We start from the raw sequence: 24,452 nt of genomic DNA, 5'->3' as shown, positions 1-24,452 counted from the left end.
ATAATGGAAGATAGCAAATAGGTCATTGTCTCTTAAAGAAATGTTTTAATTTATTTCAGACAACCAACAGCCATTATTTATTCAGTAACAATCCTAAATTCACCCATTGCCAAATATGAAAACTGCTTTCCTGATTTCCTTTAAAATACGTTTCCAATTCTTTTTGCAATTGCTTTTTGTCAAACCAGTCACGGTTTTCCAAAGTACTGACAACGGCTCTCACCCAATCCTGCAATTCATTGGCGAGCCATTCACGTTGCGGCGTCTGCAAAGGACGTTTGGGCGCTAAAGATACTTCTTTATTTAAATAATTATTGGCTATTTTTCGCAACAGCCATTTTTGCTGACCTTCCTTTATTTTAAAGTCAATGGAACGACTGAATACATATTCCACCAAACGATAATCTAAAAAAGGTTCACGCAATTCAGTACCATGAAGCATGGAGACCCTGTCATTAAAACGTAAAGCTCTCGGAATTTTAGTATAAAACAAATCCCGATATTGTAAATTCAGTAAATTATCGGAAAAGGGTTTCTCATAAACTACCTTATCTGATAATTTCAGAAAATCCTCTTGTAACGCATTCGTTTTAAAAGGAGATTGGGAAACCCCTTGAATTACTGACCCATTATTTTTAACATAATAATCATAACCCGCCCAAGCCTCATCAGAGCCCTGACCGTCAAGAAGTACTTTTACACCTTTGGAACTTGCTCTCCTGAAAACTTCACTATAAGCCAATGTTGGAATCCCTCCGAAAGGTTCAGCCTGCAAATATGCCATTTCGCTTGCTTTCTCAGGAATTTCGCTTGCGGTTAACAAACATTTATTAAATGGATAATTTTTCCCATTGAGCATTTGTTTTACCCAATAGATTTCGTCATATTTTTCGTCATTAGTATAAAAAGTAAACGTTTCAATGTTTTTGCTTTGGTCCTTAAACTGACGATCTATCAGGGCTAATAAAATACTGGAATCGAGTCCGCCACTCACATTGAACCCCACAGAAACATCGGCGCGGAAACGTAATTTTACTGCATCCAATAATAATTCGGTAATATATCCTTCTTCATTTTCTTTAGAAACCGGAAACAACTCGTTTACATTAGCAACAAAATCATACCATTTATGGAATTTTATTATGCCATCTCTAAATTCCAGATAATACCCTGGTTGCAATTGCATAATGCTTTCCCAAAATGTTTCTGTTGGATTCCCGTAATGCCCTTGGGTTAAGAATTCAGCCCAAAGTGATGCCTTGGGTTCTTTTTTTATTCCCGAAGCAAACAAAGCATTAATTTCTGAAGCAAAAAAAAGTGAATCATTTTGTAATGCGTAATAAAAAGGCTTCACACCAAATCGGTCACGGGCGGCAAAGAGTTTTTTTTCCTGTTTGTCCCAAATGGCAAAAGCAAACATGCCATTAAATCGAGTCATGCAGTTACTCCCCCATTCTTTATAGGCATTCAGAAGGACTTCTGTATCGGAAGCCGTTTTAAACGTATATTTCGATTTTAATTCCGATTTTATTTCAATGTAGTTGTAGATTTCTCCATTAAATACCATTAAATATCGACCGCAATCACTCTCAAAAGGCTGATTAGCTGCTGAACTCAGGTCAATTATACTCAATCGGTTATGACCGAAGGCAAATTTATTCTCAGACAGAACTGCTCCTGTATGGTCAGGACCTCGGTGTTTTTGGGCTGCCAACATTGCATGCAATGTTTCTTTCATTGCTTTACCCCCAATTATCCCAGCAATTCCACACATATCATTGTTTTTTTATGAATAAAGAAGCCTTTTCCCAATCCTCAGGAGTATCAATATTTACATAATTCTCCGGATTACTCTCGATATAAGCCAATTGATTACCATATAACGAACCGGCTTTTATAACTTCCGACTTTGTTATATAGATGGAACCATCGCGATGATAGGCTTGCGGCAGATCCTGCCTTCTGGAGATTAATTTTTCATCACCTGTTGCAATGGTCAGGAGGCCGTTTTCATCACATTCAAAAGTCCAATGTGGGTTGTATTCATGTGGAACAGGTAATACACTTACCAACGCATCAGCATTAGTTTCCATAAATTTTTCTATAGCGCAGTCTATGAAACCGTTTTCCCGGAAAGGACTCGTAGGTTGTAAAAGACACACTGCTTCAAAAAAAGCACCGTTACTTTCATAAAAATCGAGCACATGCTGCAGTACAGCTAAAGTTGGTGTATTGTCTTCCGCCAGTTCTTTTGGTCTCATGAACGGTATACCTGCACCATAGTCTAAAGCTACTGCTGCAATGGCATCACTGTCTGTAGAAACAATAATTTCTGAAAGCAACTTACTTTTTTTTGCACTCTCAATGGAATAAGCAATCAGAGGCTTACCTCCTAACAGTTTTATATTTTTGCCAGGAACACCTTTAGACCCCCCGCGGGCAGGGATAACCGCAAGAAGCTTCATCTTAATACATGATGGTTTTGTGAAACTGTAAAGGAAGCGATGCCAATAACGAAGCTATCTTTTGCCCTGCCTTTCCGTCACCGTATAATAAAGACGATAATATCGTTCCATTAGATGCCGACTGCAGTACGGCTTTCTCAATCTGTTCCTGACAATAATCAACATCAACTACGTTATTGCCGCGATCTCGTCTGTTCTGACGGGAACCTATATTAACAACCGGAACACCTAAATAGGCACATTCCCGAATACCAACACTGGAGTTTCCGATCAAACAACTACTGTTTTTCAACAAATGAAGAAAATCCTTTCCCTCCATATTTTTAAAAAAATGAACTTGTGGTAAGTGGTGTTGCTCTCTGAAAGCACGTATTCCTGTTGAAGTACCATCAGCACCGGCATCCACATTAGGCCAAAACCATAATGTCGGTTTATTTACCTTGTGTACCGCTTCAAGCGTGGCTTCAATATGTTTTCTGGAATCTTTATATTCTGTCGTTACAGGATGCTGCATTACAACTAGATAACCTTCACTCAAATTGGGTTTCGCTCCCACACCTCCATATTTTTCATAGGGGTTAAAAGGCAACTCTCTACTGTTTGTTATTTCTTCAGCCAGATCAATGGAAGGACAACCGGTGTTGAATACCATTTTAGGATCTTCACCTAATTTTATTACTCTTTCCTTTGCACTCTCTGAGGCTACAAAATGATAATCTGCTAATTTAGTTATGGAATGACGCACTTTTTCGTCAATATTACCTGTCACTTCTCCTCCTTGAATATGAGCTAAAGGAATATTCATATAAGAAGCAGCAATGGCGGTAGCCATGGTTTCAAAACGGTCAGCTACGGTAACAACAATATCCGGTTTTAAATTATCAAAAACCGTGGATAATTCTAAAATGCCTATCCCGGTAGTTTTCGCGGCAGCAGTTAGATTTTCTCCTTCTAAAACATTAAACACCCGTGCTGCAATATCAAAACCGTCTTTTTCAATATAATTTACGGCAGAACCATAGCGGTCTAACAAAGCCGAAGCGGCTACGACCAGTTGAAGCTCCAGTTCGGGGTGTTTTTGAATGGCTGTCAAAACCGTCTTAACCCTACTGTAGGAAGGACGGGCGGTAATAACCACAGCTATTTTTCTTCTCGGCATTTTCTCTTTATTTCAAGCGCTAAAAATAGACAAAAAAACGGAATGATGAAAAGGTTGTTTGGAGTATTAACACTAAGGAATTTTTAACAACGATGAGCGCACTGTTACCCTATATTGTATTATGAAATAAAAACATCTTTTTAAAATCCAAACACGTTACCGAAATTGTCCCTTGAGTTGACTTTAGGGGTGTTTGGCTTTGTGGTAGGTTGCAAATGTTGCCAATACAGTTCATCCTAACTCAGTAGGACACAAGACCTTTACTCGGATTAACAAAGCAATCTCCTGTCATTTCAGGCCTTCAAAAAATCAATTCTCACAAATCAACATCCCCCTCATTCAAAAAATCCCACTTTTTTAAATCTTTATTCAGTGGTTTTCCGACAACCTCATGAAAACGCGTGGCATCCATACCAAAACCTTTAGGCTTTTTGGTCTCAAGATCGTCAAACGCTAACAGATGCCCTTTTGGCAACTCTTTATTAACAGCCAGTGATTTTTCAAAGATGGCTTTCAGATTACCGAATTGTTCATTATTATTTTTGTCTACAGGATTTTGCAATGCCGTATAAACCATTGAGACATCGCTTACCATTTGGGAAACCTCATCAAGAGTTAAAGAAGATTTTGTATCGGGACCAAACATACGCTTATCAAAAACCACGTGAAATTCGAGTATTTCCGCACCTAAAGCCACTGCTGCTATATTCGTTGCGATTTTTGAAGAATGGTCGGAAAAACCAACAGAAACATTGTAACGCTCTTTTAATTCTTTAATCACATTTAAACCATACTGTTCCGGTTGTGTTGGATAGGAAGTTGTACATTGTAATAAGGAAAAAGCAACTTTTCTTTCTTTCAGAAAAGCAACCGTTTTATCCAATTCATCGTAGTTACTCATTCCAGAAGAAAGAATAATTGGCTTACCTGTTTTAGCAATTTTATCCAACATAAGCCAATTACTCACTTCACCGGATCCGATTTTATAATATTTGACTCCGATGTCCTCAAGCCAATCTACTGCTAGATTAGAAAATGGAGAGCAAATAAAATCAAGCCCAACCTCGTCGCAATGTGCTTTAATCCCTTTCCATTGGTCCAAAGTAAACCCCATCCGTTCCCAATAATCATATCGGGTTTCATCCTCAAGCGAAAACTTAACACGGAAAGGCTCGTGGATACTGCTCTCGGCTTCGGCAATATGCATCTGAAATTTAATAGCCTGAACTCCGGTCGTAGCCAAAGCGTCTATATAGGAGTGCAGTATACCGAGACTTCCTTCGTGAGCCTGTCCTATTTCAGCTATGAGGTAGGGTTTAGTTATCATAAATACTTTCTTTGTTTGTAAAATCTTTTAAAAAAAAAGGTTTTATTATTTCTAATTCCGCATCTGATTTATTCCACCATTGTAAGGCTTCTATTTGCTGAATAATGGTGTCCGAGAATCGTTTTCTGATTGGTTTAGCAGGAACACCCGCAACAATGGTATAAGGAGGAACATCTTTTGTAATTACCGAACCCGCAGCCAAAATAGCTCCGTTACCAATGGTCACATTTCCTACAACAATGACTCCATGTCCTACCCAAACATCATTACCCACAATTATCTTATGCTCTTCTTTAAATTGTTTTAATTCTCCGTTGAACAAATTAGAGTTGATATAAGTTGTCATATGGCTTACAGGATGATTTGAAGCGTGAAAAGCCGCATCTGCTCCTATCTGACAGTATTTCCCAATAGTCACATTTCCTGATAAAAGATTATTTACACCCAAAGTGGTAGCATATCCTATACGAATAGTATCACTCAAAAACTGGCAGCGTTCCGGAACTCCGTTTTTACCTTCAAAGAATACTTTCCAATATCCGGAAGTTTGTGCCGATATAAAACTACCTTCTTTCTTCCTTTGTTTTAAAAACTTATACCGTTGATATTGCGTCCACTTTTTATATAAAAATAATTTTATCATTTATTTTCAGCAAATAAGGCAGTTAATAGTGCATTTTGATTCTCCCAACTCACATAATGTTTTAAAGCCGGGGGAACATCTATTACTTTTTGTTTACTTTTCCATAATTCCCACAATGTAACTAAAATTAAATAAATTCCATCTTCATTGTCTGTTTCAGTTATATATGGGTATTTATCACCAAAAAGTCTGGATATTTCTGATTTTTTTGGTGTTAATGCCATAATATTCTTTTCTGCTTCTATATAATCAGTCAGTTTTCCCGGCATAAACGGACTATCCTCTCCTACTGCTTCAATAATTAACAATACATCCGCCTTAGCAAAAATTTCTTTACTTTTTTTATAACTTACCCTTTTCCTAATCAAACGAATATTAGTCTCATATTGGTTCAAATCAATCTCCGTAACTTTGTTTTTCCTGTCAATGTGCCCAATGATATTTAAAATTGCTTTTTGTCTTCTTTCTTCATCTCCATCAATAAATTTTTTGAAAGCCCGAATTAAAAACTCTGGGTTTCTTGAGCCTAACAAAGAGCCAGCATGAACAATATTGAAGCGATTTTCATTCAAAGTAACTTCAATGTCCTCCTCTATTTCAGGCAAATCTTGGAGTAATCCGTTCACATGGGGAAAAACAGTTGATTTATATTTTAAGGCAGGATGGAATTGAGTCATCCATTCAAGAAGTCGCATAGAAGGAAAACTTACTATCGTAGCCTTATTAATTATATCGTTCGATTTCTTTGTTTTAATTTTAGCCACCCGATTATTAGACCCAGTGTACGGAGCCGGATATTGATTATCAGGATAGGGATCATGATAATTCACCATAATTGGAATGGTTGTTTTAACTCCTAAAATAGAGAAATAGTTAAGCATGGAATTACCAGCCCCCAAGAACAGAATTAAATCATATTCGTTTTCACAAAGTGCTGTTTTCAAACTTCTCTGCCATGCTTTGATTTTTTCATTTTGTTCTAGAGTAAATCCGGTTAAACGAACTACAATAGCATCACCTTTGGGTATTTTGCATATAGTTTTAAATAATAAACTAGGTTGATTTGACGAAATAGACTTTATTTTAAGTAACGATGATTGTAACCATGGGAAATCATCCGAATGAGCATAATCATAATAACAGTCAATCTGATGCCCATCCTTTATCAAACCAGATAAAAAATTAGAATTACAAATTCCCCCAGAGGATGTATTTATCCGTAAATCTTCAACCAGTGCAAGTATTTTCATTTTCTTTTATTTCACTAATTATAATTCTCTTTCTCTGCAACAATCACAGCAACTTAAGAGTAAATTATTTTCTCCACGTTTTTTAAGAGCTTAAAACTTTTTATCTTTTCACAGATTGGTTTTTCAATATAAACATAAATAATACCCAAACTAATACTAAAGCAATAAATAGAATAAAGAAAGTCAATGTAAAATCCGCAACTTTATCAATCAAAAAACACTTGTAAGTCTATTCTTATTTATAACACTCCAAACAGTGTTTTGAAGAAATATATTTCAAAAACTTATTTCCCTCACAAACACATAAATTTTGCTGCAAAACAAAATCTATCAAAATTCCATTATTTAATGATATAAGAATAATTAAAGGAAAGAAGGAATGAATAATACTGCTAACAACTTCTCGGATTTTGCACCTCTAAAAATTCCATAATACGTGTACTTGCCTTACCATCTCCATAAGGATTATGAGCTTTACTCATTTTTAGATACAAATCCTCGTCGTCCAATAATTCTGTACATGCAGCTACTATTTTAGTACTATCTGTACCAACCAAAATCACTGTTCCCGCACTAATTGCCTCAGGACGTTCGGTGGTATCACGCATGACTAAAACTGGTTTTCCCAAAGAGGGAGCTTCTTCCTGAACACCCCCAGAATCTGTAAGAACTAAATAACTTTGCTGCATCAAATAGATAAATGCAGGATAATCAACAGGTGGTATTAAATATACATTATCAAGATTCCCCAAAATACGATTGACCGGTTCCTGCACATTCGGATTTAAATGTACCGGATAAATAACTTGTATAGCCCTCCGGGACGCAATTACTTTAATGGCTTCACACAAATTTTCAAAACCATCTCCAAAATTTTCTCTTCGGTGACCGGTTATAAGTATAACTTTTGCATTAGGAATAATCACAGACTTAACCATCTCTAAATCCACACAACTATAGCCCTTTTTTATCTCATCTAAACCCAGATGCAAAGCATCTATTACCGTATTTCCGGTAATAAAAACATCATCTTTATTAATATTTTCATCAAAAAGATTGCCCGCAGCCCATTTTGTCGGCGCAAAATGTATATCTGCAATTCTACCGGTAATTTGACGATTCATTTCTTCAGGAAATGGAGACAACTTATTAAAGGTTCTCAACCCTGCTTCAACGTGACCTACTTTAATCCCCCTTTGAAAAGCGGCCAAAGCTACCATCGTTGAAGTTGTGGTATCGCCGTGAACCAATACGTAATCGGGTGAAAAATCAGTTAAAACAGAGTCGACCGCATTCAAAATTCTGGAACTTAACTGATTTAAGGATTGATTTACCTGCATCAAATCCAAATCAAAATCGGGCACGATTCCAAAAAAATCCAATACCTGATCCAGCATTTGTCTGTGCTGCGCTGTAATGCAAATTTTTATATCATTCTCCGTTTTCTTTAAAGCATAATATAGTGGCGCCATTTTAATGGCTTCTGGACGAGTACCAAAACAAAGGAGGATTTTCATATTACTTTAATAATCGTTTTTTTAATTTATATAACCTGCTTTTAATTCTAATTTTAAAATAATAGAGATTGTAATTAAAAGTATTATCCTCATATAAAACAATAAGATTATCTTTTAAATTATATTCTTTAAAAGAAATAGAAGTGCGGATAAAATATTTTTTAAGCTTTAAATTAAGTAATCCATTTTTCTTAAGATTAATAACAACCATCTTAATTGCTTCAACATTAGATTGAACTCTAATAGGATTTGCTTTATAAAATTCACCTGTATTTGAATTTGAGTGCTTGAAATTATAGTACAAAACAGCATTAATAGATTTACCTAATTTATTATTCAGTAAAATTCTTGTATAACACTCCCATTCTTCGGCATACATTAAATATTCATTAAAACGAACATCCATAAAGCAATCTCTATTCCATAATATAGTACAGGATGCCAGACCTACCCTATGTGTCAGATGATCTTCCAAAACTACATCGTTTGTTAAAAAATTAAAATCTTTCGAATAATCAATTATTTCTGGCAAACTAGTCTCGTAAGCTTTCTTTCGAAAATGGACAAAATCTACGTCCAGCCTTTTAATAAATTTCAAGGTTATTTCTAAATTCTGCGGATGCACAAAATCATCGTCGTCAAAAAAAACAACATACTCGCCTTTGGCCAAATCAAGACCGTAATTTCGACAACCGGGTAAACCTTTTTTATAATTATCTGGTCTTTTCAAATAGTGAAAACGACCGTCATTATTTAACAAATCAGCTATCACCTCTTTTGTATTATCGGTTCCGGCATCATCAATGATAAGGCATTCCCAATTGCCAAATGTTTGATTTTGTATGGAACGTAAAGTCTCTTTTATAAAATGAGCCCTATTGTAAGTGGCCATTATAATGGTTACGGCTGGTTTCATTTATTTGAAAAAAGAATACTTAATTAATGTTTTAAAACTGTTTTTATCAAGTACCAAAATATATTTTTTTAAAATGAACATACTTTTTCCAAAATTACTTTTATCATCCTGATTGTTAACCAGTATTTTTATAAATTGCTTTAAGAAAGCGGTCTCAACAATTTTATCGCTACTAATATTCCTATTCTGTTTTAATTTATCTTTCAGAAGAGTTATATTTTTGTTTTCTTTTTTCAAAAGCCCAAAATCAATATATTGGCCTGTTAATTTATCTGCAAAAATTGCTGCAATAGATTCATAGTCTTTTAAATAAGTCGAAAAAAAGCCGAAATACATTTTATTGCAGTTTTCTTTCCATAATTTTTGCTTCTTATCATTAAACCTAATTTCGCTTGACAAACTGTCTTTATGGGTTCTGTATTTATATAACGCTTTTTTGATGTGTTTAAACTTACTGTGTTCAAATGCCCTAAGCCAAAAATCATAATCTTCAACTAAAAACAAACTCTCATTATAACCAGCATTTCTCTCATATACTTCTCTTTTATAAAGAAATGAAGCTCCGATAATGTTTCCAAATAAAAAATTTCCTATTTCAGGCAGTTGCGTTTCTTTTTTTATAATGTCATTCTCATCTATAAGATAAAAATCGGAATATACTACATCAGCTTGATTATAGTATAGAGCTTTAGCCATTTCCTCTATGGCATCCGGCTCGTAAATATTATCATCACTAGTCCATGTAAAAAATAAGCCTTGAGCATCGCGATGTCCTATATTAAGACTTGCAGGTAATTTTTTATTCACCTTATTATGAACCACTTTAATCCTGCCATCTAAATTTAAATAACGGTTTACTATTTCAGAAGTCTTATCTGTCGAACAATCGTTTACAATTATAATCTCAATATTAGTATAGGTTTGATTCAGACAACTTTCAATTGATTTAGATATATGCTTTTCACCATTATAAACGGGTAATATTATAGAGATCAAATCATTTTTCATTTTTCACCAAATTTCTCTTTGTTTCTTTAACGACTTCCAACCACCTATGCCCAAATTTTTGATCAGGTTCTAAATGATTTCCTTCCGCCCATTCATTCCATGACTTAATTATAATAAACGGAGATGCATTTTCATTTAGATATACTTTTTTAACAGCTTCTTCAAGATGTCGTTTCCAACTTTCCGGTGTAGCATTTTTAAAGATCAATGACTTCTTGCCACTTCTTGCTGAGTTATCCCAATTAGGAAAAACACATTGTAAATATTTACTATGAGTAACTTCTACTTCAAGTTTTTTTATTGCTATAGAATAATCAAAAACTAAAGGAGTTAATCTTTTACCGATATGATTAGTAAACCCAAGAAATGTTTTTATTCTTCTTTCAAGCCAGCCCAAATATCTAACTTCCTGAAAAACAAAACCCTTTTGATATCTCATTTTAGAGAACACATCTGTCCCTACCTCTCCCTTAATAAAAGGATGCATCAAGATTTCAGCATGTGGGATATTTGTTCCATTTATAAAATGAATACCATCGAATCCATTATCAATAGCCCATTGATTAAATGATTCGATAAAAAAACACCAATCCGGAATTTCTTGGATTCTATATACATGAAACATCGGTTTATTATCGACTTTAATATATCTTTTATCTTTGAAAAAAGGCAATAAATAATCAAAGTACGCTTCATAATCCCCCCCGCCTTGATATGTTTGCTCAATCAAAATATCGGGATTATCCAACCCATGCCAAATTCCTTTCCACGTTTCATTGGCCCAACAAAAGCAAAACGGAATGTCTACTTTTTCATTTTGTAACATAGCTTCAGCGGGTTTTTCCAACAACATTTTTCCGTTGCCAAACCAGTACTGATAATAAATGAAACCATCTATCCCATATTCCTTTGCCAAATTTGCTTGAGCTTCCTGTACTTCGGGAAGTCGTAAATCATAAAACCCTAAGTCAGCAGGCAAAATAGGTTGGTAATGTCCTTTAAACAAAGGCTTTGCCTTGGCAACATTAGTCCACTCGGTAAAGCCTTTTCCCCACCAGAGATCATTTTCGGGGATAGGGTGGAATTGTGGAAGATAATAAGCAAGAAATTTTATATTTTCCGACATAAAACTATTTATTTATGCTTTCGCATAGTTTTTAAAACAATATTAATTAAATTTTAAAGCTTTAAGAGAAGTACCTTTTAAATAATTTCATCAGAATAGGAGGCATAACATTATTCACAAGTTTAAAAAAATACCTTCTTTCATAATGAAATGTTACACAAATATTATTTTCACGTTCTTCAATTAATCTAGATGAAAACTTTTTAGCATCCAATATAGATTTTAATTCCACTTCAAATTTATCGCTAGATTTCGCTTCAACAGCGTGTTTATTCATTTGGCTGTTTAACGTCATTCTAACTAGACTTTTAGTGTTTTCCGCACCTGAATAATGAAATACAAAACTATTTAATGCGCATTCGATATGAAAAAACCAATCTTCATATACTAAATTTCTAAAATATATTTTCTCAAAAATTTTCCTCCTATATAAGGCAGAACAATTAGTACATATATTTCGATACACTAAAACGTCTTTTTGATAGCGGTCATTTTTGTGCATTTCAATCAATGGGATAATTCCATTATAATGTATTGGGTATAAATTTAGTTTATCTCCATGGAAAAAATATCTACTAGATCCATAAACAATGTCTATCGCTAAATCCTTATTAAGAACATTAACTTGGTAAGCTAACTTATTATTTTCTAAAATATCATCACCATCCAAAAATTGAATATATTCTCCTTTTGATAATTTTACACCCAAGTTCCTAGCCCCACTAACTCCTTTGTTTTCGATGTTTATGCATCTAAACCTTGTATCTATTTTTATCCACTTTTTAACTACCTGTTTTGTCTCATCTAAAGAACCATCGTTTACAATAATGCATTCCCAATTTTGGTATGTTTGATCCAATACCGACTGCAAACACTCATCTAAATATTGTGCTTGGTTATAACAGGGGACAATAACGGAAACTAATTTAGAATTCATTAAGTAATCTGAGTTTTTGCAATAGTTTTATTTTTTTCGAAGCCCTTAAATTTTTAATCTCTAATCTAAGTGATTTCAATTCCAATATTTCATTATATAAGAACGATAACTCGTTATCGAACACTTTTTGCTTTTCAATTAGTATTAACCGACTCTTATCACTTTGCGAACTTACTCCATCTAAATAAAAAATTGAAAAAACACAATCCACGTATTTATAACTTGCATTAGATTTAATCAATGCAAAAATAAAAAACTTCCAATGAGAAACAATTTTTAAATTTTCATCATACAAACCAATTTGTTGAATAATGCCGCTTTTATAAAAGTTGCCGGATGCAGTAATGTATCATTTACAAAATAGGAAAACAACAATTCATCCGGATATTTTTTTACAAACGTATTTTTTTCACCAACCACATTAAGATTAAAATACACATGTCTTGCGATCCCAGAAAATTATGGTTTTGTTTCAGTACATTATTATAAAAAAAATGATCTCCACTATTCAAAAACAGCAAATACTACCTGTGGCTACCTGAATTCCTTTGTTCACGGCATTGTAAATCCCTTTGTCCGGTTCACTCACCCAATAGTCAATTTTATCACCGTGGCTTTGAAGATAAGTTGCACTGCCATCGGTGGAACCGCCGTCAATAGCGATACACTCGAACTCCCTCCAAGTTTGATTGGCAACACTTTGCAGTCCTATTCAGGCCTTCCAGGTTGTTATAATTGATCGTTATGATCGAAATATTAGGCATTAGCAATTAATTCAAAATCGATAAAAGTCTGATTAAGGACACTTTTGACCGCTTCCTCAATAAAAGTAGAACCGTTAAAAACAGGCATTATAACAGAAACAAGAGGATTAATCTTCATATTTTATGCTTTTTACAAATCGTCTAATTACCTTTTTTAAAGAATTACTGTCAAAGTAATTCAAATATAAAAACATTATGATAAACCATTCTGAAAGGTGTATTTTTCTCATTTTTTTAATACTGATTTCATATCGATCAAGCAATCGTTTACGCTGACTTTTATTATAAAACTTTAATTTGTTTAAAATTATAAATCTGAAAAACTCAACTGTTGCTTCCTGTTTTTTATTTATATTATCTGATTTTCCAGAAATACTGCTTTCCGAAATTCTTACATATACAACGCTCTGATTAATAGAAAAAACAGGCTTCTCTTTTGAAAAATCCAACCAAGCACGATCATCGCTACACCAAGCTAAAGGATAATCTTGAAAACCATATTGGAAAAATGATACTTTAGAAAAAACGTGTTCAGACAAAGAACCCCTTGTTAAATATTCAAATTTCCTAAAAAAAGAATCTGTTGCAGATTCCCATTTTGGATTTACATAAACATCCGATACTGTCTTTGCATTTTCATCTATTATTTTAGAGGCAAATCTCACAACATTAGCTTTCCCTTTAAAAATATTATATTCCTTATAAAACTCTTCCACCACATTTTTTTCCAATACATCATCATCTCCCAAAATCATCAGCCACTCCTCCGGTCCCGAAAGGGCAATACACCGTTCCCATTGCTTCGTCAATGAAGTTCCGCCTAGATTATTTTCAAATCGATAGTACGCAAAATCAAATTTTCCTTCAAACTTTCTAAGCAAAGAAGAACAATCCTCCGGACTGGCATCATCTCCAATATAAACTTTAAAACGTTTGTCGGTTTGATTGGCTAACGATTGTAAAGTTGTTTCAAAGAATGTGAGGTTGTAAAATGGAATGACTATAGCAAGCATTAGCGAAATTTATTATTAAAAATCAACATTCTTTCCTTTATCAGATGCCAAGAAAGATAACCAAATAACATAGATATCAAAACAGAAAAAAAATTAAAGTGTTTGTATTTAAATTAAAATAATACATTAATGTTTGTTGAATTGGGAACCCATAAATATAAATTCCCCAATACATTTGTTTTACTTATAGGATGAATTGCAACTAATCCAAATAAAAGAACAAACAATGTTAACAATATGTGTTTCGTGGCATCATAAAAATTAAATTGCAATGCAACTAATATCATCACAAATAACAACAATAACAATCCTTCTTTATATTTTATAGTTTCTACCCTGCTTACCCCTAATAATGCTCCTGCAACAAAGAAAGTTCCTAGATTAAAAAAACTTGAAACTTGCATTCCAAATCGATAAATTGCACCGTATTGTTCCATTAGAAAATTATAATCAAAAAACATCAAGAGAAAGGCAAGAAATAATAGTACAAATCTAACTCTATTGTTTTTAATGAAAAATAAAAAACCTAATAACAAGTACATCGAAAACTCGTAACAACTTGCCCAAAGTGACCCAATAATTGCTGATGGATAAGGATTATGATCAAAAACACCTTTAATGTTGTATTCCAAATCGTATAAAAAAAGATTCCTTGGTAAATAAGAAAACACCTCCCTATTCTGCATATAAGGTGTTGTGCTTTCATAAACCATGGGCGCTAAAAGAATGGTTAGCAACAACACAACCAATAAAGCTGGAAATAATCGCAAAATGCGCTTCCAGAAGTAGCTTATAATTGATTTACTCCTTTCTAAACTTTGAAAAATCAAATAACCGCTAATAATAAAAAAACCATTTAAACCAATATTTGAAAGTTCTATCTGTCCGCCGGTAAATTGATAAATCCATTGTTTGGCTACTAAATTTCCCGATAAAGGATAACTGTGTGCAATTACTACAAATAGGGCAAAAATCAATCGAAGAAAATCAAAATCATTTTTCATTGATTTATTTGAATTTATTTTTCACCTTTCCCCAAAATTTAGCAGGTTGACGTAACGACTTTAAAGCCTTGAAAAAAACGCGATTAGAAACAAAAGCTTCTGAATATTCACTTCGTATCAAATATTCTGTATAGTCAAAACTAGGTAGTTGCCGCTCTAAAAGTATTTGATTAATCTTTGGATTCTTAGAATATGATAATAATAAAGTAAATAACTTAAAATTAGCTTTTGCCATCTTTATTTGAGTATGTGTAGAGTGTATTCCCACCCCAAAACGATACACTGCCATTTCTTCTTCAAAATACTTCAACTTCCCATGCTCAGCTAACAACATATATAAAAAATAATCACCTATCGGAGACATTACAAACTCGGGAGGAAATTCCAGAATTACATTCCTAAAAACTACCGAAGGCGTATGAATATAATTTCCCAAACGTGCCAGCGTTTCTATCGTTTCGTAGTTTTCTGGAACATTAGTGATAAAATCCTTAACCAGTTCACCATTAGGTTTTAATACCTCCACTTGATGAAAACTTAACACATAATCTGGATTGGCTTCTAAAAAATTCACCTGCTTTTGTAGTTTTAAAGGATCGGTCCAGTAGTCATCGCCTTCGCACATGGCTATATATTCTCCTTGGCAAGCTTTGAATACCTCCTCTTGATTCTTAGCAGCCCCAACGTTGCTTTCATGCAACAGAAGTTTAAACTTACCTGGATACTTTTTATTATACTCCAGGAGAATATCCCTAGATTTATCTGACGAACAGTCCTCTCCTATAACAATTTCAAAATCGAAATCAGTTTTTTGCATTATAAAACCATCAATGCATTTTTTTAAAAATGGCTCATGGTTATATACCATGCAAAATACACTCACTTTGGCTTTTTTCATCGAATCCAATATCAAAGTCATTTTGGTTTCATCACCACCCCCCTTAAAACCACAGTTCTCATACAACTTTACGGCTGCGTTATTGCTTGGATTTACATGTAAATAAATTTCCTTCAGTTTCAAATTATTTTTTGCATATCTAATAATTTGTTGCGTTGCCGCATAGCCTACTCCTTTTCCCCAATAATTTTTATCTCCTATAAAAATATGATATTCTGCATCTGAGGCAGTTATATTTGTAAGTTGTATATTCCCTACATATTGATTATCCACTGTAATAGCAAATCTTTTGGAATAAGGATCTGCTAAAACTTTAATTATCCATTCTTTTTCAATTTCAGGAGTTATTGGAATTGATGGTCTGCTTCCCGTATATTTCCAAATTTCCGAATCGTTTCTCCATTTCCATGAAGTCTCCGCGTCAGATATAACTAATGGCCTTATCAATATTTTATACATTATCTATTATTTTTAATATTGATTGCATGTCATTTATTGTATATCTCTGATCTATCGGTATAGCAATAATCTCCTCTGTAAGCTTATACTCTAATTGAATATCAGAACACCATTCTTTCACATTGGGCCAATAAGTTGGGCAAAAAATTTTACAATTTCTTAGTCTCTTTTTAAGCTCAACGTCATTAGTCCGGTATGGGTAAACCATTGGTACCTCATCTTCGTTTTTATTAAGTTTCAACAGATTTGAAACATTCAATCTAGAGTGCAAAAAATCGAAATTCTCAATTCTTCGAGCTTTAATAAAGTCGTAGTCGACAGCACTAAGGATTTTTTGCGTTAGTCTAGACATTTTTTTAATAGGCTGATTAACTAAGCTAGCATCATTGTCTAAAAACATAGCATAGGCATCTTCAGCACCTACATCTAATCTTTTTAAAAGATGCCCCATTCTCTCAAAACTATAATCCAACTCAAGGGATGTGCTTAACATTTTATTAGTATATAAATATGCTCCATCTGCCACCCCTATAAATTTTCTGGCAGAATAAAACGTATCAATTCCACTTATTGGTTTTGAAAAAAATGACTGAGAATTATCGATAATTAAATTTACATCTTGGGCAGCTAACTCCTTGATATAATTATCTTTTAATCCAAAATAATTAGTATAAAGAAATGCCGCATTTGAATCTAGTTTATTAAAATCAAAAATAGGCTCAAGGTTCTCATCAATCGAATAAAATTCGAATTGGATATTTAACTTATTAAAAGGCTCTAATATTGCCTCACATGTAAAATATGGTATAAATACTAACTGGTAATTGCGTCCAAACAAAATGTATTCCAGACAATTTCTGGAGGTATTAAGAGCTATACATTTTTTTTCCTTATGATAAGCTTCTTTCTCTCTTAAATCCAAACCAAAGTATCCACCAATCGCATCATTTAACATACCTATCAATATTTATGTTCTAAATCAGTTCGTGTTTTTCAAGCATGAATTTAATTTCTTCTGGACTATTAAACATCATTACATCAATGATTGAAAGCCATGGTAAAAATTCATTTTTAAATTGTGGATATTCAATTGGTAATGATTTAATAAAGCTAAGTTCCACACCATTTGATTTAAAATCTCCTTTATCATATAACTGCATGCCTCCACTAACATTTACATAATGTCTTGCCTGCTCTTTATAGCATATATCCAAGACCCTATTTTTTGCTTTCAAATCATCATTATTGTATACTGAAGAAGTTGTAACAAACTCAACATCAACACCTATATATTCAGACACTTTTACAATACTATCCAAGGACAGACTAGCAATGGACTTTCCTAAAACATCTTTATTAAGCACCGATAAAACAAGTTCATAAGTTTGCATAAAAAAAGGTGCTTTTTTATACGATTGTTCAAGTGTAATCAAGAACTTATTTTTCCATATACTATATAAATTATGATTAATACAGATTTCATTTATCTTAAGAAAAGAACTTTGATTTATTAAAGGCACCGTAAACATAAAAGGCTGACCCTGAACCATTACTCTATTTCTGTTTATCCATCCTTGTTTTATAAAATTTACATCATCATACATGACAAACTTATCTACAGCGTTTATTAGCTGAAAATATCCTATATAAGGAAACAAATAAGGTTGCATTATGGCTAGATGCATGAAACTGTTTCGTTTGTTATAGAAATTATTCTGTTCAATTCATTTTCCTTTAACCCAACAAATAAAGGCAAGCACATGATTCTAGAAGAAATACTCTCCGATACAGTCATATGTTGTTCTTTCAAGTAATCAATTGTATTCAACGATGGATAAAAATACCTTCTTGGAAAAATTCCATTTTCATTAAGTCTTTTCTGAATTTCTAAAAGTAAAGTTTCACTTTCAAAAATCACTGGATAATAGCTATAATTCCATTCTGCATTTTCTCTTATCTTTAAACTTTTAAGTGTCGAAAAATCAAGGTTCTGATTATAAAAATCAACTACTCTTTTACGCTCCTGAGCAATATAATTTATATAGGGCAATACTGAAAGCCCCATAGCAGCTTGTAATTCTGAAATTTTCCCGTTTATCCCTAAGCCATGAAAAGCCAACGGTCCATCATGTCCAAAATTGTGGCTGTAAAAAAGTTTATGCTGTAGTTCTTTATCTTTAGAAAACAAAGCCCCTCCTTCTCCTGTGTGAAACAGCTTCGTCCCATGAAAACTGCAGGTGCTTACATCGCCATAATCAAATATAGATTGACCTTTATAACGTACCCCGAAAGCATGTGCAGCATCATAAATCACTTTCAGATTGTATTTTTCCGCAATTTCCGCAATTACCTCAACATTACAGGGATTTCCAAAAACATGAGTCGCTAAAATCGCTGTAGTTTTCGAAGTGATTGCCTCTTCAATTTTGGTTTCATCAATGGTTAAATATTCTGGATGAATATCCACAAAAACAGGCGTACAGTTCTCCCAAACGATAGCCGCAGATGTGGCCACATAACTGAAAGGGGTAGTGATAATTTCACCGCCTTTACCCAACAATTTCAAAGCTATCTGAATCGGAATGGTTCCGTTATTGGTAACCAGAATATGATCAACCGACAAATAATGTTTCAATTTTTCTTCCAGTTCCAATACCAATTCCCCGCGATTAGTAAGCCACTTATTATCCCAGGCCCGCTGTACTTGTTTTTGGTATTCTTCAATTGGTGGAAAAAAAGTTTGAGTTACGTTTATCATTTTTTTAGTAGCTAATCTTATAAGTATCTAAAACACCATTCTTTTTAACAAATGCTAATTCCACCAGCCACAAAACATAAGGTTGAAACGGTCGGTTTAAATCGGTTATTTCAAATAAATTATATCCTTTTTTATCCATATAATCTATCATTTTAAGTAAACTATTTTCGAATTCTTTATTAAAAATAGCTGCTTCAACCATAAATACTTCTGTTCTCCCAAACAAATCTGAAGCACCTTCCAAAACAGCAATATCCAATCCTTCCGCATCAATCTTAACTAAATCAGGAAAAGGCAGCGAATGATTTTTAGCTACCATTTCATTCAAGGTAACTATTGGAATTTCAATTTGTTGATAGCCCCCTGCTTTTGCCTCTTCCTCAGTATATCGAAACGAACAACTGTCATCTCTGTCTACAATGGTAAACATAAACGATCCCGATTTATCGCCGGCTCCAACTGCATTAAACGACACTTTAGAATTCGTGTCTAAAATATCCTGTAAAGATGGTTTTAACCATTCTTGGGGTTCTACCAACGTGTAATAAGAATCCGGGAAATATTTCAAAGTCTCTCTTGTCCATGTTCCGTGATTGGCTCCCACATCAATAATGTGTTTTGGTGCAAAACCCATGGCTTTTATATTAGAAAAGAAAATCTCTAATAGGGAATTCTTATCAAAAAGATTTTTCGTAAACACTACTTTTTGTCCTCTTGAATATCCTAATCGGGTCGCTATCGGATTAATTAATTTAATCGCTATTTTTTTTATTACCTTTTTCAAAATTTTATTATTAAATATTTACCCAATCAAATATTGGCTTAATAAATCCTGGTTCTTTACCCATCCAACCGCCAAGAGGCCTAGGACCTTCCTGAATTGTAAAAGCCATTATATCAGCTTCGTGAAATACGGTCCTTTTAGCATCTTCAATAATATATAAATCCAGGTAATAGTTTCCAATATTTAAAAACCCCTTAGGGAAACTGCACACTAATTTGTTGCCCCCTTCTTTTAAGGATGCTAAACCAGAAGTTGAAAAAGTAAATAATGCTTCGCCATTACAGTTTTTTAACACATACGTCAAATGCAATCGTTCCGCATTAGCTTTTATTTCAACTGAAGTACGAAACTCAATTTCGTGGTACTCGTCTAAATTCTCTTCAGAAGTCAATCCTTTGGGATTAATACTGATTTCCTTAATATAAAACTGCTCACAATTGAAATCATCTCCGAAATTTTTATGATTCAAATTCTCAGACTCACCCGCTAAATATTTTGAAACAGCATTGTCGGATAATCCCTCATAAAACATCCCTCCATTTTTCAGAACTATCCCTTTCCGGCACAAACTCTTCACAGCCGCCATATTATGACTCACAAAAAGAACAGTCCTTCCTTCTCCCTTACTCACATCGTTCATTTTCCCCAAACACTTCTTCTGGAACTCCGCATCACCCACCGCCAAAACTTCATCCACAATCAATATTTCCGATTCCAGATGTGCTGCCACCGCAAACGCCAAACGCACATACATCCCCGAAGAATATCGCTTTACCGGCGTATCAATATAACGTTCCACCCCCGAAAAGGCTATGATTTCATCAAGTTTGCGCTGAATCTCATGCTTGCGCATGCCCAAAATGGCGCCATTAAGAAAAATATTTTCACGGCCTGTCATTTCAGGATGAAAACCAGTTCCTACTTCTAACAAAGAGGCAATTCTTCCTTTAGTATAAATTTTTCCGGTTGTAGGCTGTGTTACCTGACTCAAAATTTTTAAAAGCGTACTCTTTCCGGCTCCATTACGACCTATAATCCCAACAGAATCTCCCTTGTTAATCTCAAAATTGATATCACGCAACGACCACACATAATCGCTTACGCCTTTCACGGCACGATTATTAGCCTCCCCAATCTTCAAAAATGGATCTTCCTTACCGCGTAGGTTATACCACCAGCGCTTCATATCGTCTTTTACGGTACCTGTTCCAACCAGTCCCAGACGATATTGTTTAGAGATATCCTCAGCTTTTATTACTACTTTACTCATTCCTTTTAATCATTTCGCTTTCCGCTTATCTTATCACCTACTCCCTTATCCCTTATCTCTTGCTTCTTATTTCTACACAGTATCCATAAAAGTACGTTGCGTCTTATTAAAGACAACCACACCAATTCCTAAAATCATAAGTGCAAAAACACTCGGATAAACCAATGAAAAAATAGAAAATTCACCTACTCCCAAATAAGCATATCGAATATATTCAAACAGCCCCACCAAAGGGTTCAGGTTAACTACCCATTCGTACCCCGAAGGAATTGAAGAACTTGGATAAATCACAGGGGTGGCGTACATGAACAACTGTATCCCAAATGAAATTAACTGGTTTAAGTCCTTATACTTGGTCGTCATCGAAGACAATATCAATCCGATTCCCATAGAGATAACCGCCATTAAGACAATTACAACCGGTGTCAGCAGTACCCATAAATTAGGCTGAATTTGCCCCTGAAAATAAAAATAGAAAACAAACAGGAGAAACATGGCAAACTGTACCCCAAACTTCATAAGATTGGAAATCACAATCGTTAAGGGCATAATGAGTCTCGGAAAATAGACCTTCCCAAAGATACCTGCATTGGCATTAAATACACTGGATACGCTGGTTAGACAGGTCGAAAAATAATTCCAAAGCGTGATCCCTGCCATATAAAAAACTACCTTCGGAGCCCCATCGGTAGATAACTGGGCCACATTTCCAAAAATAATGGTAAACGTAATTGTCGTTAAAATAGGCTGAATAAAAAACCAAAGAGGCCCCAAAATGGTTTGCTTGTAAACCGTTACAAAATCACGGCGCACAAACAACACCAGTAAATCGCGGTAATGCCATACCTCTTTCAGCCGTAAATCAAACAGTGAACTGCGCGATTGAATCACATAATCCCATTCACTTTCAGCCAAACTCCTCTTCTCCATGTTTATCAAAACGGTATTTTTATAAGCTCCCAAAATTAAACTATTTTAAACATTGGCCAAACCACAGTTGTTAAAATAAAAAACAAATTTTCACTCAAACAGCAAACAGTGTTATATTACCTACTACTTTTACTGTTAAATTTTAAATAAAAAACTATTCCTTTCTTTTGAAAATTTCAGATTTCACACAACCGTTTACACAGGCGGTATTTCTGAGCTTTCGAAAAAAGTTTCCGGCCTTGCTGAATTTTGTCATGGTTTTTGTGTGAAAATAAAAACTGAATTACGTTTTCACACAAAAAGTGTGTGAAAATTAAAACTGAATCGCGTTTTCACACATTTTTTGTGTGAAAATTAGCCTCTAATTTTAAATTATCACAAACAACAATTATGAAAAAGAATACTATTTGCAAACTAACAGGGCTAACACAGGAAGAAGCCGCGATGTGGCTGTGCGTGGGCCAAAGTCAATGGTCTATGTTTGAATCGGGTAAACGAAGTTTGTCTGCCAATAGCTATCTTCGGATTTCCGACATGATGCATCATATGAAAACCAATAGTAAACCCGAAAAAGCAATTCAGGAATTTATGTCTGAAGAATTAAAAGCAGCCCATTCGAAACTACATAAACAATTACAACAGGTAACCATAGAAATTATTTTACTCCAGAAAAAAATTATGAAATTCGAAGAGAAGCGCGACAAATGTCTTACTGCGCTTAATGCCGCTTCCTTTATAGAAAAAAACGTCCATGCCAAAACCCCAAAAGATCTGCATAAGGTCATCCGAAACCGTTGTCTGCAAACCTTAAAGCGCTATCCTCTACACCAATTGGTAGTGATGAAACATAAAGCAGACACCCTAATCGACAGTAAAAATAAATTAATGAACATACTCACATTGGAACATACCGAGGAACCAAAGTAAACGCAAACCAAAAATAAGCAGAAAAAACCTGATAAGTAATTGGCATAAAATTTGTAAAAGTAAGATTATTTTTACTCAAAAATTCATTCCTATGTATCCATTTGAAAATCTTACCAGTCCAGAACAGTGCATTAAACTATTAACCTGGGCACACACCAAATCCCGCTCGCTAATCCTGCAAAAAAAGTCTTTTCAAGAGAAAATTGACAAAGTTATTGCTACTGAAAATGTCGTTGCAGAAGAACTGAACCACCTGATAGAAAGAATAAAAATTCTGGAACAATTGATAGAAAATCTATCCGAGGATTTACAAAAAGAAAAATTCAAATCCCAAATTAAAAAGATGCAAAATAGTTTTTGTATGGTCTCCATAAGAGAAAGTAAAGCAGCACATAAAAAAACAGTCCTTGATTTCCAGATCCAACACCTGACCAAAGAAATACTTGAACTCAATACATTCCAAGAAGGCATTGAGGCACGCAAAAAACTACTCAAGAAACAGTTCGCAGAAAGTAGTAAAGAAATATAACCCTGAATGTTCATCGTGACTTCGCTGCATTGCTACCCATCCCTGCTGTCTCCCCATCTTGTCATACCCCTATTGTCATCCCGATACTTCCCTTGTCAGTACCGGCTTCGGAGGGATCTCAAAAAAAGAGGACAACACTATCATCATCCCCCCACTGTCATCCCGACGGCAGGAGGGATCTCTCAAAATCGAAAAACAATAAACATGAAAACACCGGGCACCCACAATTACTATATCTACATCCTTACAAACAAAACCAAAACCGTTTTATACATTGGTTTTACCAATAATTTAAAAGAACGCTTATATTATCATAAAAACCCAGACACGAGCAGCAAAGCGTTCACCGCAAAATATAACTGCTTCCACCTTATATATTGGGAACACTATCAGGATGCAGAAACAGCAATTGCAAGAGAAAAAGAACTAAAGTCATGGAACAGAGCGAAAAAAGAATCTTTAATAAATAAACTAAACCCTATCTGGAAATTCCTAAACGATGAAATCGAATAAATAATGAGATCCTTCCTTACGTCAGGATGACAAAAAACAGCAATCATGAAATCGAGTAACATAAAAGATCCTTCCTGACGTCAGGATGACAATCAACAGTGCACAGCCACTTCCCCCGCTGTCATCCCGACTAAAGGAGGGATCCCATTTCATTCAAAAAAAAAAAAAAAACGACCATCTCAAAACATCAACTTACTTAATAAAAATCAATCCTCATAAAAGAAACAACGCAGGAGATCCTTCCTTCGTCGGGAT

25 protein-coding genes are annotated in these 24,452 nt (G+C 34.3%); 3 read left to right on the top strand and 22 right to left on the bottom strand.

Annotated elements, in window-relative coordinates:
• Nucleotides 1-73: 73 nt before the first annotated feature.
• The 22 genes from asnB to LZF87_RS06540 form a co-directional block, all read right to left on the bottom strand.
• Entirely contained in the window at nucleotides 74-1,774 is a 1,701-nt protein-coding gene (gene asnB, locus LZF87_RS06640) for an asparagine synthase (glutamine-hydrolyzing) (protein ID WP_244343305.1), read from the bottom strand.
• Between the two features lies 1 nt (nucleotide 1,775).
• Nucleotides 1,776-2,465, bottom strand: a complete 690-nt coding sequence (locus LZF87_RS06635) for a cytidylyltransferase domain-containing protein (RefSeq protein ID WP_244343302.1) — start codon at nucleotides 2,463-2,465, stop codon at nucleotides 1,776-1,778.
• Between the two features lies 1 nt (nucleotide 2,466).
• A complete protein-coding gene (neuC, locus tag LZF87_RS06630; RefSeq protein ID WP_244343299.1) occupies nucleotides 2,467-3,624 on the bottom strand; it encodes a UDP-N-acetylglucosamine 2-epimerase in 1,158 nt (385 codons plus the stop codon).
• Nucleotides 3,625-3,940: 316 nt separating this feature from the next.
• Entirely contained in the window at nucleotides 3,941-4,951 is a 1,011-nt protein-coding gene (locus tag LZF87_RS06625; protein ID WP_244343296.1) for an N-acetylneuraminate synthase family protein, read from the bottom strand.
• Nucleotides 4,941-5,594, bottom strand: coding sequence for a CatB-related O-acetyltransferase (locus tag LZF87_RS06620; RefSeq protein ID WP_244343293.1), 654 nt, complete (start codon nucleotides 5,592-5,594; stop codon nucleotides 4,941-4,943). The genes LZF87_RS06625 and LZF87_RS06620 overlap by 11 nt, the downstream gene beginning before the upstream one ends.
• Entirely contained in the window at nucleotides 5,591-6,844 is a 1,254-nt protein-coding gene (locus tag LZF87_RS06615) for a hypothetical protein (RefSeq protein ID WP_244343290.1), read from the bottom strand. Before LZF87_RS06615 ends, LZF87_RS06620 begins: the two co-directional genes overlap by 4 nt.
• 392 nt (nucleotides 6,845-7,236) lie before the next feature.
• On the bottom strand, nucleotides 7,237-8,361 hold the full coding sequence (gene wecB, locus LZF87_RS06610; protein WP_244343287.1) for a non-hydrolyzing UDP-N-acetylglucosamine 2-epimerase: 1,125 nt from the start codon (nucleotides 8,359-8,361) through the stop codon (nucleotides 7,237-7,239).
• Between the two features lies 1 nt (nucleotide 8,362).
• Nucleotides 8,363-9,277, bottom strand: a complete 915-nt coding sequence (locus LZF87_RS06605; protein ID WP_244343284.1) for a glycosyltransferase family 2 protein — start codon at nucleotides 9,275-9,277, stop codon at nucleotides 8,363-8,365.
• On the bottom strand, nucleotides 9,278-10,285 hold the full coding sequence (locus LZF87_RS06600) for a glycosyltransferase family 2 protein (RefSeq protein ID WP_244343281.1): 1,008 nt from the start codon (nucleotides 10,283-10,285) through the stop codon (nucleotides 9,278-9,280). It lies immediately after the preceding gene.
• Nucleotides 10,275-11,411 carry a glycosyltransferase WbsX family protein gene (locus LZF87_RS06595; protein WP_244343277.1) on the bottom strand — a complete coding sequence of 379 codons (1,137 nt, stop codon included), beginning with the start codon at nucleotides 11,409-11,411 and terminating at the stop codon, nucleotides 10,275-10,277. Before LZF87_RS06595 ends, LZF87_RS06600 begins: the two co-directional genes overlap by 11 nt.
• A gap of 61 nt (nucleotides 11,412-11,472) precedes the next feature.
• Nucleotides 11,473-12,348 (bottom strand): glycosyltransferase family 2 protein, encoded by an 876-nt coding sequence (locus tag LZF87_RS06590; RefSeq protein WP_244343274.1) that lies wholly within the window; start codon nucleotides 12,346-12,348, stop codon nucleotides 11,473-11,475.
• Nucleotides 12,349-12,856: 508 nt separating this feature from the next.
• Nucleotides 12,857-13,006, bottom strand: coding sequence for a glycosyltransferase (locus LZF87_RS14715; RefSeq protein WP_262917912.1), 150 nt, complete (start codon nucleotides 13,004-13,006; stop codon nucleotides 12,857-12,859).
• Between the two features lie 98 nt (nucleotides 13,007-13,104).
• Nucleotides 13,105-13,230 (bottom strand): glycosyltransferase, encoded by a 126-nt coding sequence (locus tag LZF87_RS06585; RefSeq protein ID WP_244343271.1) that lies wholly within the window; start codon nucleotides 13,228-13,230, stop codon nucleotides 13,105-13,107.
• Entirely contained in the window at nucleotides 13,220-14,125 is a 906-nt protein-coding gene (locus LZF87_RS06580) for a glycosyltransferase family 2 protein (RefSeq protein WP_244343269.1), read from the bottom strand. Before LZF87_RS06580 ends, LZF87_RS06585 begins: the two co-directional genes overlap by 11 nt.
• Nucleotides 14,126-14,238: 113 nt before the next feature.
• Nucleotides 14,239-15,129, bottom strand: a complete 891-nt coding sequence (locus tag LZF87_RS06575) for an acyltransferase family protein (RefSeq protein ID WP_244343254.1) — start codon at nucleotides 15,127-15,129, stop codon at nucleotides 14,239-14,241.
• Nucleotides 15,130-15,133: 4 nt separating this feature from the next.
• Nucleotides 15,134-16,486 (bottom strand): GNAT family N-acetyltransferase, encoded by a 1,353-nt coding sequence (locus tag LZF87_RS06570; protein WP_244343238.1) that lies wholly within the window; start codon nucleotides 16,484-16,486, stop codon nucleotides 15,134-15,136.
• The gene (locus LZF87_RS06565) at nucleotides 16,479-17,441 is read right to left on the bottom strand and encodes a hypothetical protein (RefSeq protein WP_244343236.1); all 963 of its coding nucleotides are present in this window, start codon (nucleotides 17,439-17,441) and stop codon (nucleotides 16,479-16,481) included. Before LZF87_RS06565 ends, LZF87_RS06570 begins: the two co-directional genes overlap by 8 nt.
• A 19-nt stretch (nucleotides 17,442-17,460) precedes the next feature.
• Nucleotides 17,461-18,171, bottom strand: a complete 711-nt coding sequence (locus tag LZF87_RS06560; protein ID WP_244343235.1) for a WbqC family protein — start codon at nucleotides 18,169-18,171, stop codon at nucleotides 17,461-17,463.
• The gene (locus LZF87_RS06555; protein WP_244343232.1) at nucleotides 18,162-19,244 is read right to left on the bottom strand and encodes a DegT/DnrJ/EryC1/StrS family aminotransferase; all 1,083 of its coding nucleotides are present in this window, start codon (nucleotides 19,242-19,244) and stop codon (nucleotides 18,162-18,164) included. The genes LZF87_RS06560 and LZF87_RS06555 overlap by 10 nt, the downstream gene beginning before the upstream one ends.
• Nucleotides 19,245-19,248: 4 nt before the next feature.
• Nucleotides 19,249-20,028, bottom strand: coding sequence for an FkbM family methyltransferase (locus LZF87_RS06550; RefSeq protein WP_244343229.1), 780 nt, complete (start codon nucleotides 20,026-20,028; stop codon nucleotides 19,249-19,251).
• Nucleotides 20,029-20,038: 10 nt separating this feature from the next.
• Entirely contained in the window at nucleotides 20,039-21,298 is a 1,260-nt protein-coding gene (locus LZF87_RS06545) for an ABC transporter ATP-binding protein (protein ID WP_244343226.1), read from the bottom strand.
• Between the two features lie 72 nt (nucleotides 21,299-21,370).
• Nucleotides 21,371-22,228 carry an ABC transporter permease gene (locus LZF87_RS06540; protein WP_244343223.1) on the bottom strand — a complete coding sequence of 286 codons (858 nt, stop codon included), beginning with the start codon at nucleotides 22,226-22,228 and terminating at the stop codon, nucleotides 21,371-21,373.
• A gap of 390 nt (nucleotides 22,229-22,618) precedes the next feature.
• Here LZF87_RS06540 and LZF87_RS06535 point away from each other — a divergent pair, with 390 nt between their 5' ends.
• From LZF87_RS06535 to LZF87_RS06525, 3 genes are all read left to right on the top strand, one after another.
• Nucleotides 22,619-23,155, top strand: coding sequence for a helix-turn-helix domain-containing protein (locus LZF87_RS06535; protein WP_244343221.1), 537 nt, complete (start codon nucleotides 22,619-22,621; stop codon nucleotides 23,153-23,155).
• 91 nt (nucleotides 23,156-23,246) lie between these two features.
• The gene (locus LZF87_RS06530; RefSeq protein ID WP_244343219.1) at nucleotides 23,247-23,684 is read left to right on the top strand and encodes a hypothetical protein; all 438 of its coding nucleotides are present in this window, start codon (nucleotides 23,247-23,249) and stop codon (nucleotides 23,682-23,684) included.
• Between the two features lie 204 nt (nucleotides 23,685-23,888).
• Nucleotides 23,889-24,197, top strand: coding sequence for a GIY-YIG nuclease family protein (locus LZF87_RS06525; protein ID WP_244343217.1), 309 nt, complete (start codon nucleotides 23,889-23,891; stop codon nucleotides 24,195-24,197).
• Nucleotides 24,198-24,452: the final 255 nt, after the last annotated feature.

The organism is Flavobacterium enshiense (assembly GCF_022836875.1).
GTDB classification, from domain to species: Bacteria; Bacteroidota; Bacteroidia; order Flavobacteriales; family Flavobacteriaceae; genus Flavobacterium; species Flavobacterium enshiense_A.
The sequence above is the reverse complement of the archived record's forward strand: the minus strand, read 5'-3'. Positions and strand labels throughout refer to the sequence as shown.

Coding starts and splice junctions, on each gene's coding strand:
- asnB (WP_244343305.1), bottom strand. CDS start 1,774: ATGTGTGGAATTGCTGGGATAATTGGGGGTAAAGCAATGAAAGAAACA.
- LZF87_RS06635 (WP_244343302.1), bottom strand. CDS start 2,465: ATGAAGCTTCTTGCGGTTATCCCTGCCCGCGGGGGGTCTAAAGGTGTT.
- neuC (WP_244343299.1), bottom strand. CDS start 3,624: ATGCCGAGAAGAAAAATAGCTGTGGTTATTACCGCCCGTCCTTCCTAC.
- LZF87_RS06625 (WP_244343296.1), bottom strand. CDS start 4,951: ATGATAACTAAACCCTACCTCATAGCTGAAATAGGACAGGCTCACGAA.
- LZF87_RS06620 (WP_244343293.1), bottom strand. CDS start 5,594: ATGATAAAATTATTTTTATATAAAAAGTGGACGCAATATCAACGGTAT.
- LZF87_RS06615 (WP_244343290.1), bottom strand. CDS start 6,844: ATGAAAATACTTGCACTGGTTGAAGATTTACGGATAAATACATCCTCT.
- wecB (WP_244343287.1), bottom strand. CDS start 8,361: ATGAAAATCCTCCTTTGTTTTGGTACTCGTCCAGAAGCCATTAAAATG.
- LZF87_RS06605 (WP_244343284.1), bottom strand. CDS start 9,277: ATGAAACCAGCCGTAACCATTATAATGGCCACTTACAATAGGGCTCAT.
- LZF87_RS06600 (WP_244343281.1), bottom strand. CDS start 10,285: ATGAAAAATGATTTGATCTCTATAATATTACCCGTTTATAATGGTGAA.
- LZF87_RS06595 (WP_244343277.1), bottom strand. CDS start 11,411: ATGTCGGAAAATATAAAATTTCTTGCTTATTATCTTCCACAATTCCAC.
- LZF87_RS06590 (WP_244343274.1), bottom strand. CDS start 12,348: ATGAATTCTAAATTAGTTTCCGTTATTGTCCCCTGTTATAACCAAGCA.
- LZF87_RS06585 (WP_244343271.1), bottom strand. CDS start 13,230: ATGAAGATTAATCCTCTTGTTTCTGTTATAATGCCTGTTTTTAACGGT.
- LZF87_RS06580 (WP_244343269.1), bottom strand. CDS start 14,125: ATGCTTGCTATAGTCATTCCATTTTACAACCTCACATTCTTTGAAACA.
- LZF87_RS06575 (WP_244343254.1), bottom strand. CDS start 15,129: ATGAAAAATGATTTTGATTTTCTTCGATTGATTTTTGCCCTATTTGTA.
- LZF87_RS06570 (WP_244343238.1), bottom strand. CDS start 16,486: ATGTATAAAATATTGATAAGGCCATTAGTTATATCTGACGCGGAGACT.
- LZF87_RS06565 (WP_244343236.1), bottom strand. CDS start 17,441: ATGTTAAATGATGCGATTGGTGGATACTTTGGTTTGGATTTAAGAGAG.
- LZF87_RS06560 (WP_244343235.1), bottom strand. CDS start 18,171: ATGCATCTAGCCATAATGCAACCTTATTTGTTTCCTTATATAGGATAT.
- LZF87_RS06555 (WP_244343232.1), bottom strand. CDS start 19,244: ATGATAAACGTAACTCAAACTTTTTTTCCACCAATTGAAGAATACCAA.
- LZF87_RS06545 (WP_244343226.1), bottom strand. CDS start 21,298: ATGAGTAAAGTAGTAATAAAAGCTGAGGATATCTCTAAACAATATCGT.
- LZF87_RS06540 (WP_244343223.1), bottom strand. CDS start 22,228: ATGGAGAAGAGGAGTTTGGCTGAAAGTGAATGGGATTATGTGATTCAA.
- LZF87_RS06535 (WP_244343221.1), top strand. CDS start 22,619: ATGAAAAAGAATACTATTTGCAAACTAACAGGGCTAACACAGGAAGAA.
- LZF87_RS06530 (WP_244343219.1), top strand. CDS start 23,247: ATGTATCCATTTGAAAATCTTACCAGTCCAGAACAGTGCATTAAACTA.
- LZF87_RS06525 (WP_244343217.1), top strand. CDS start 23,889: ATGAAAACACCGGGCACCCACAATTACTATATCTACATCCTTACAAAC.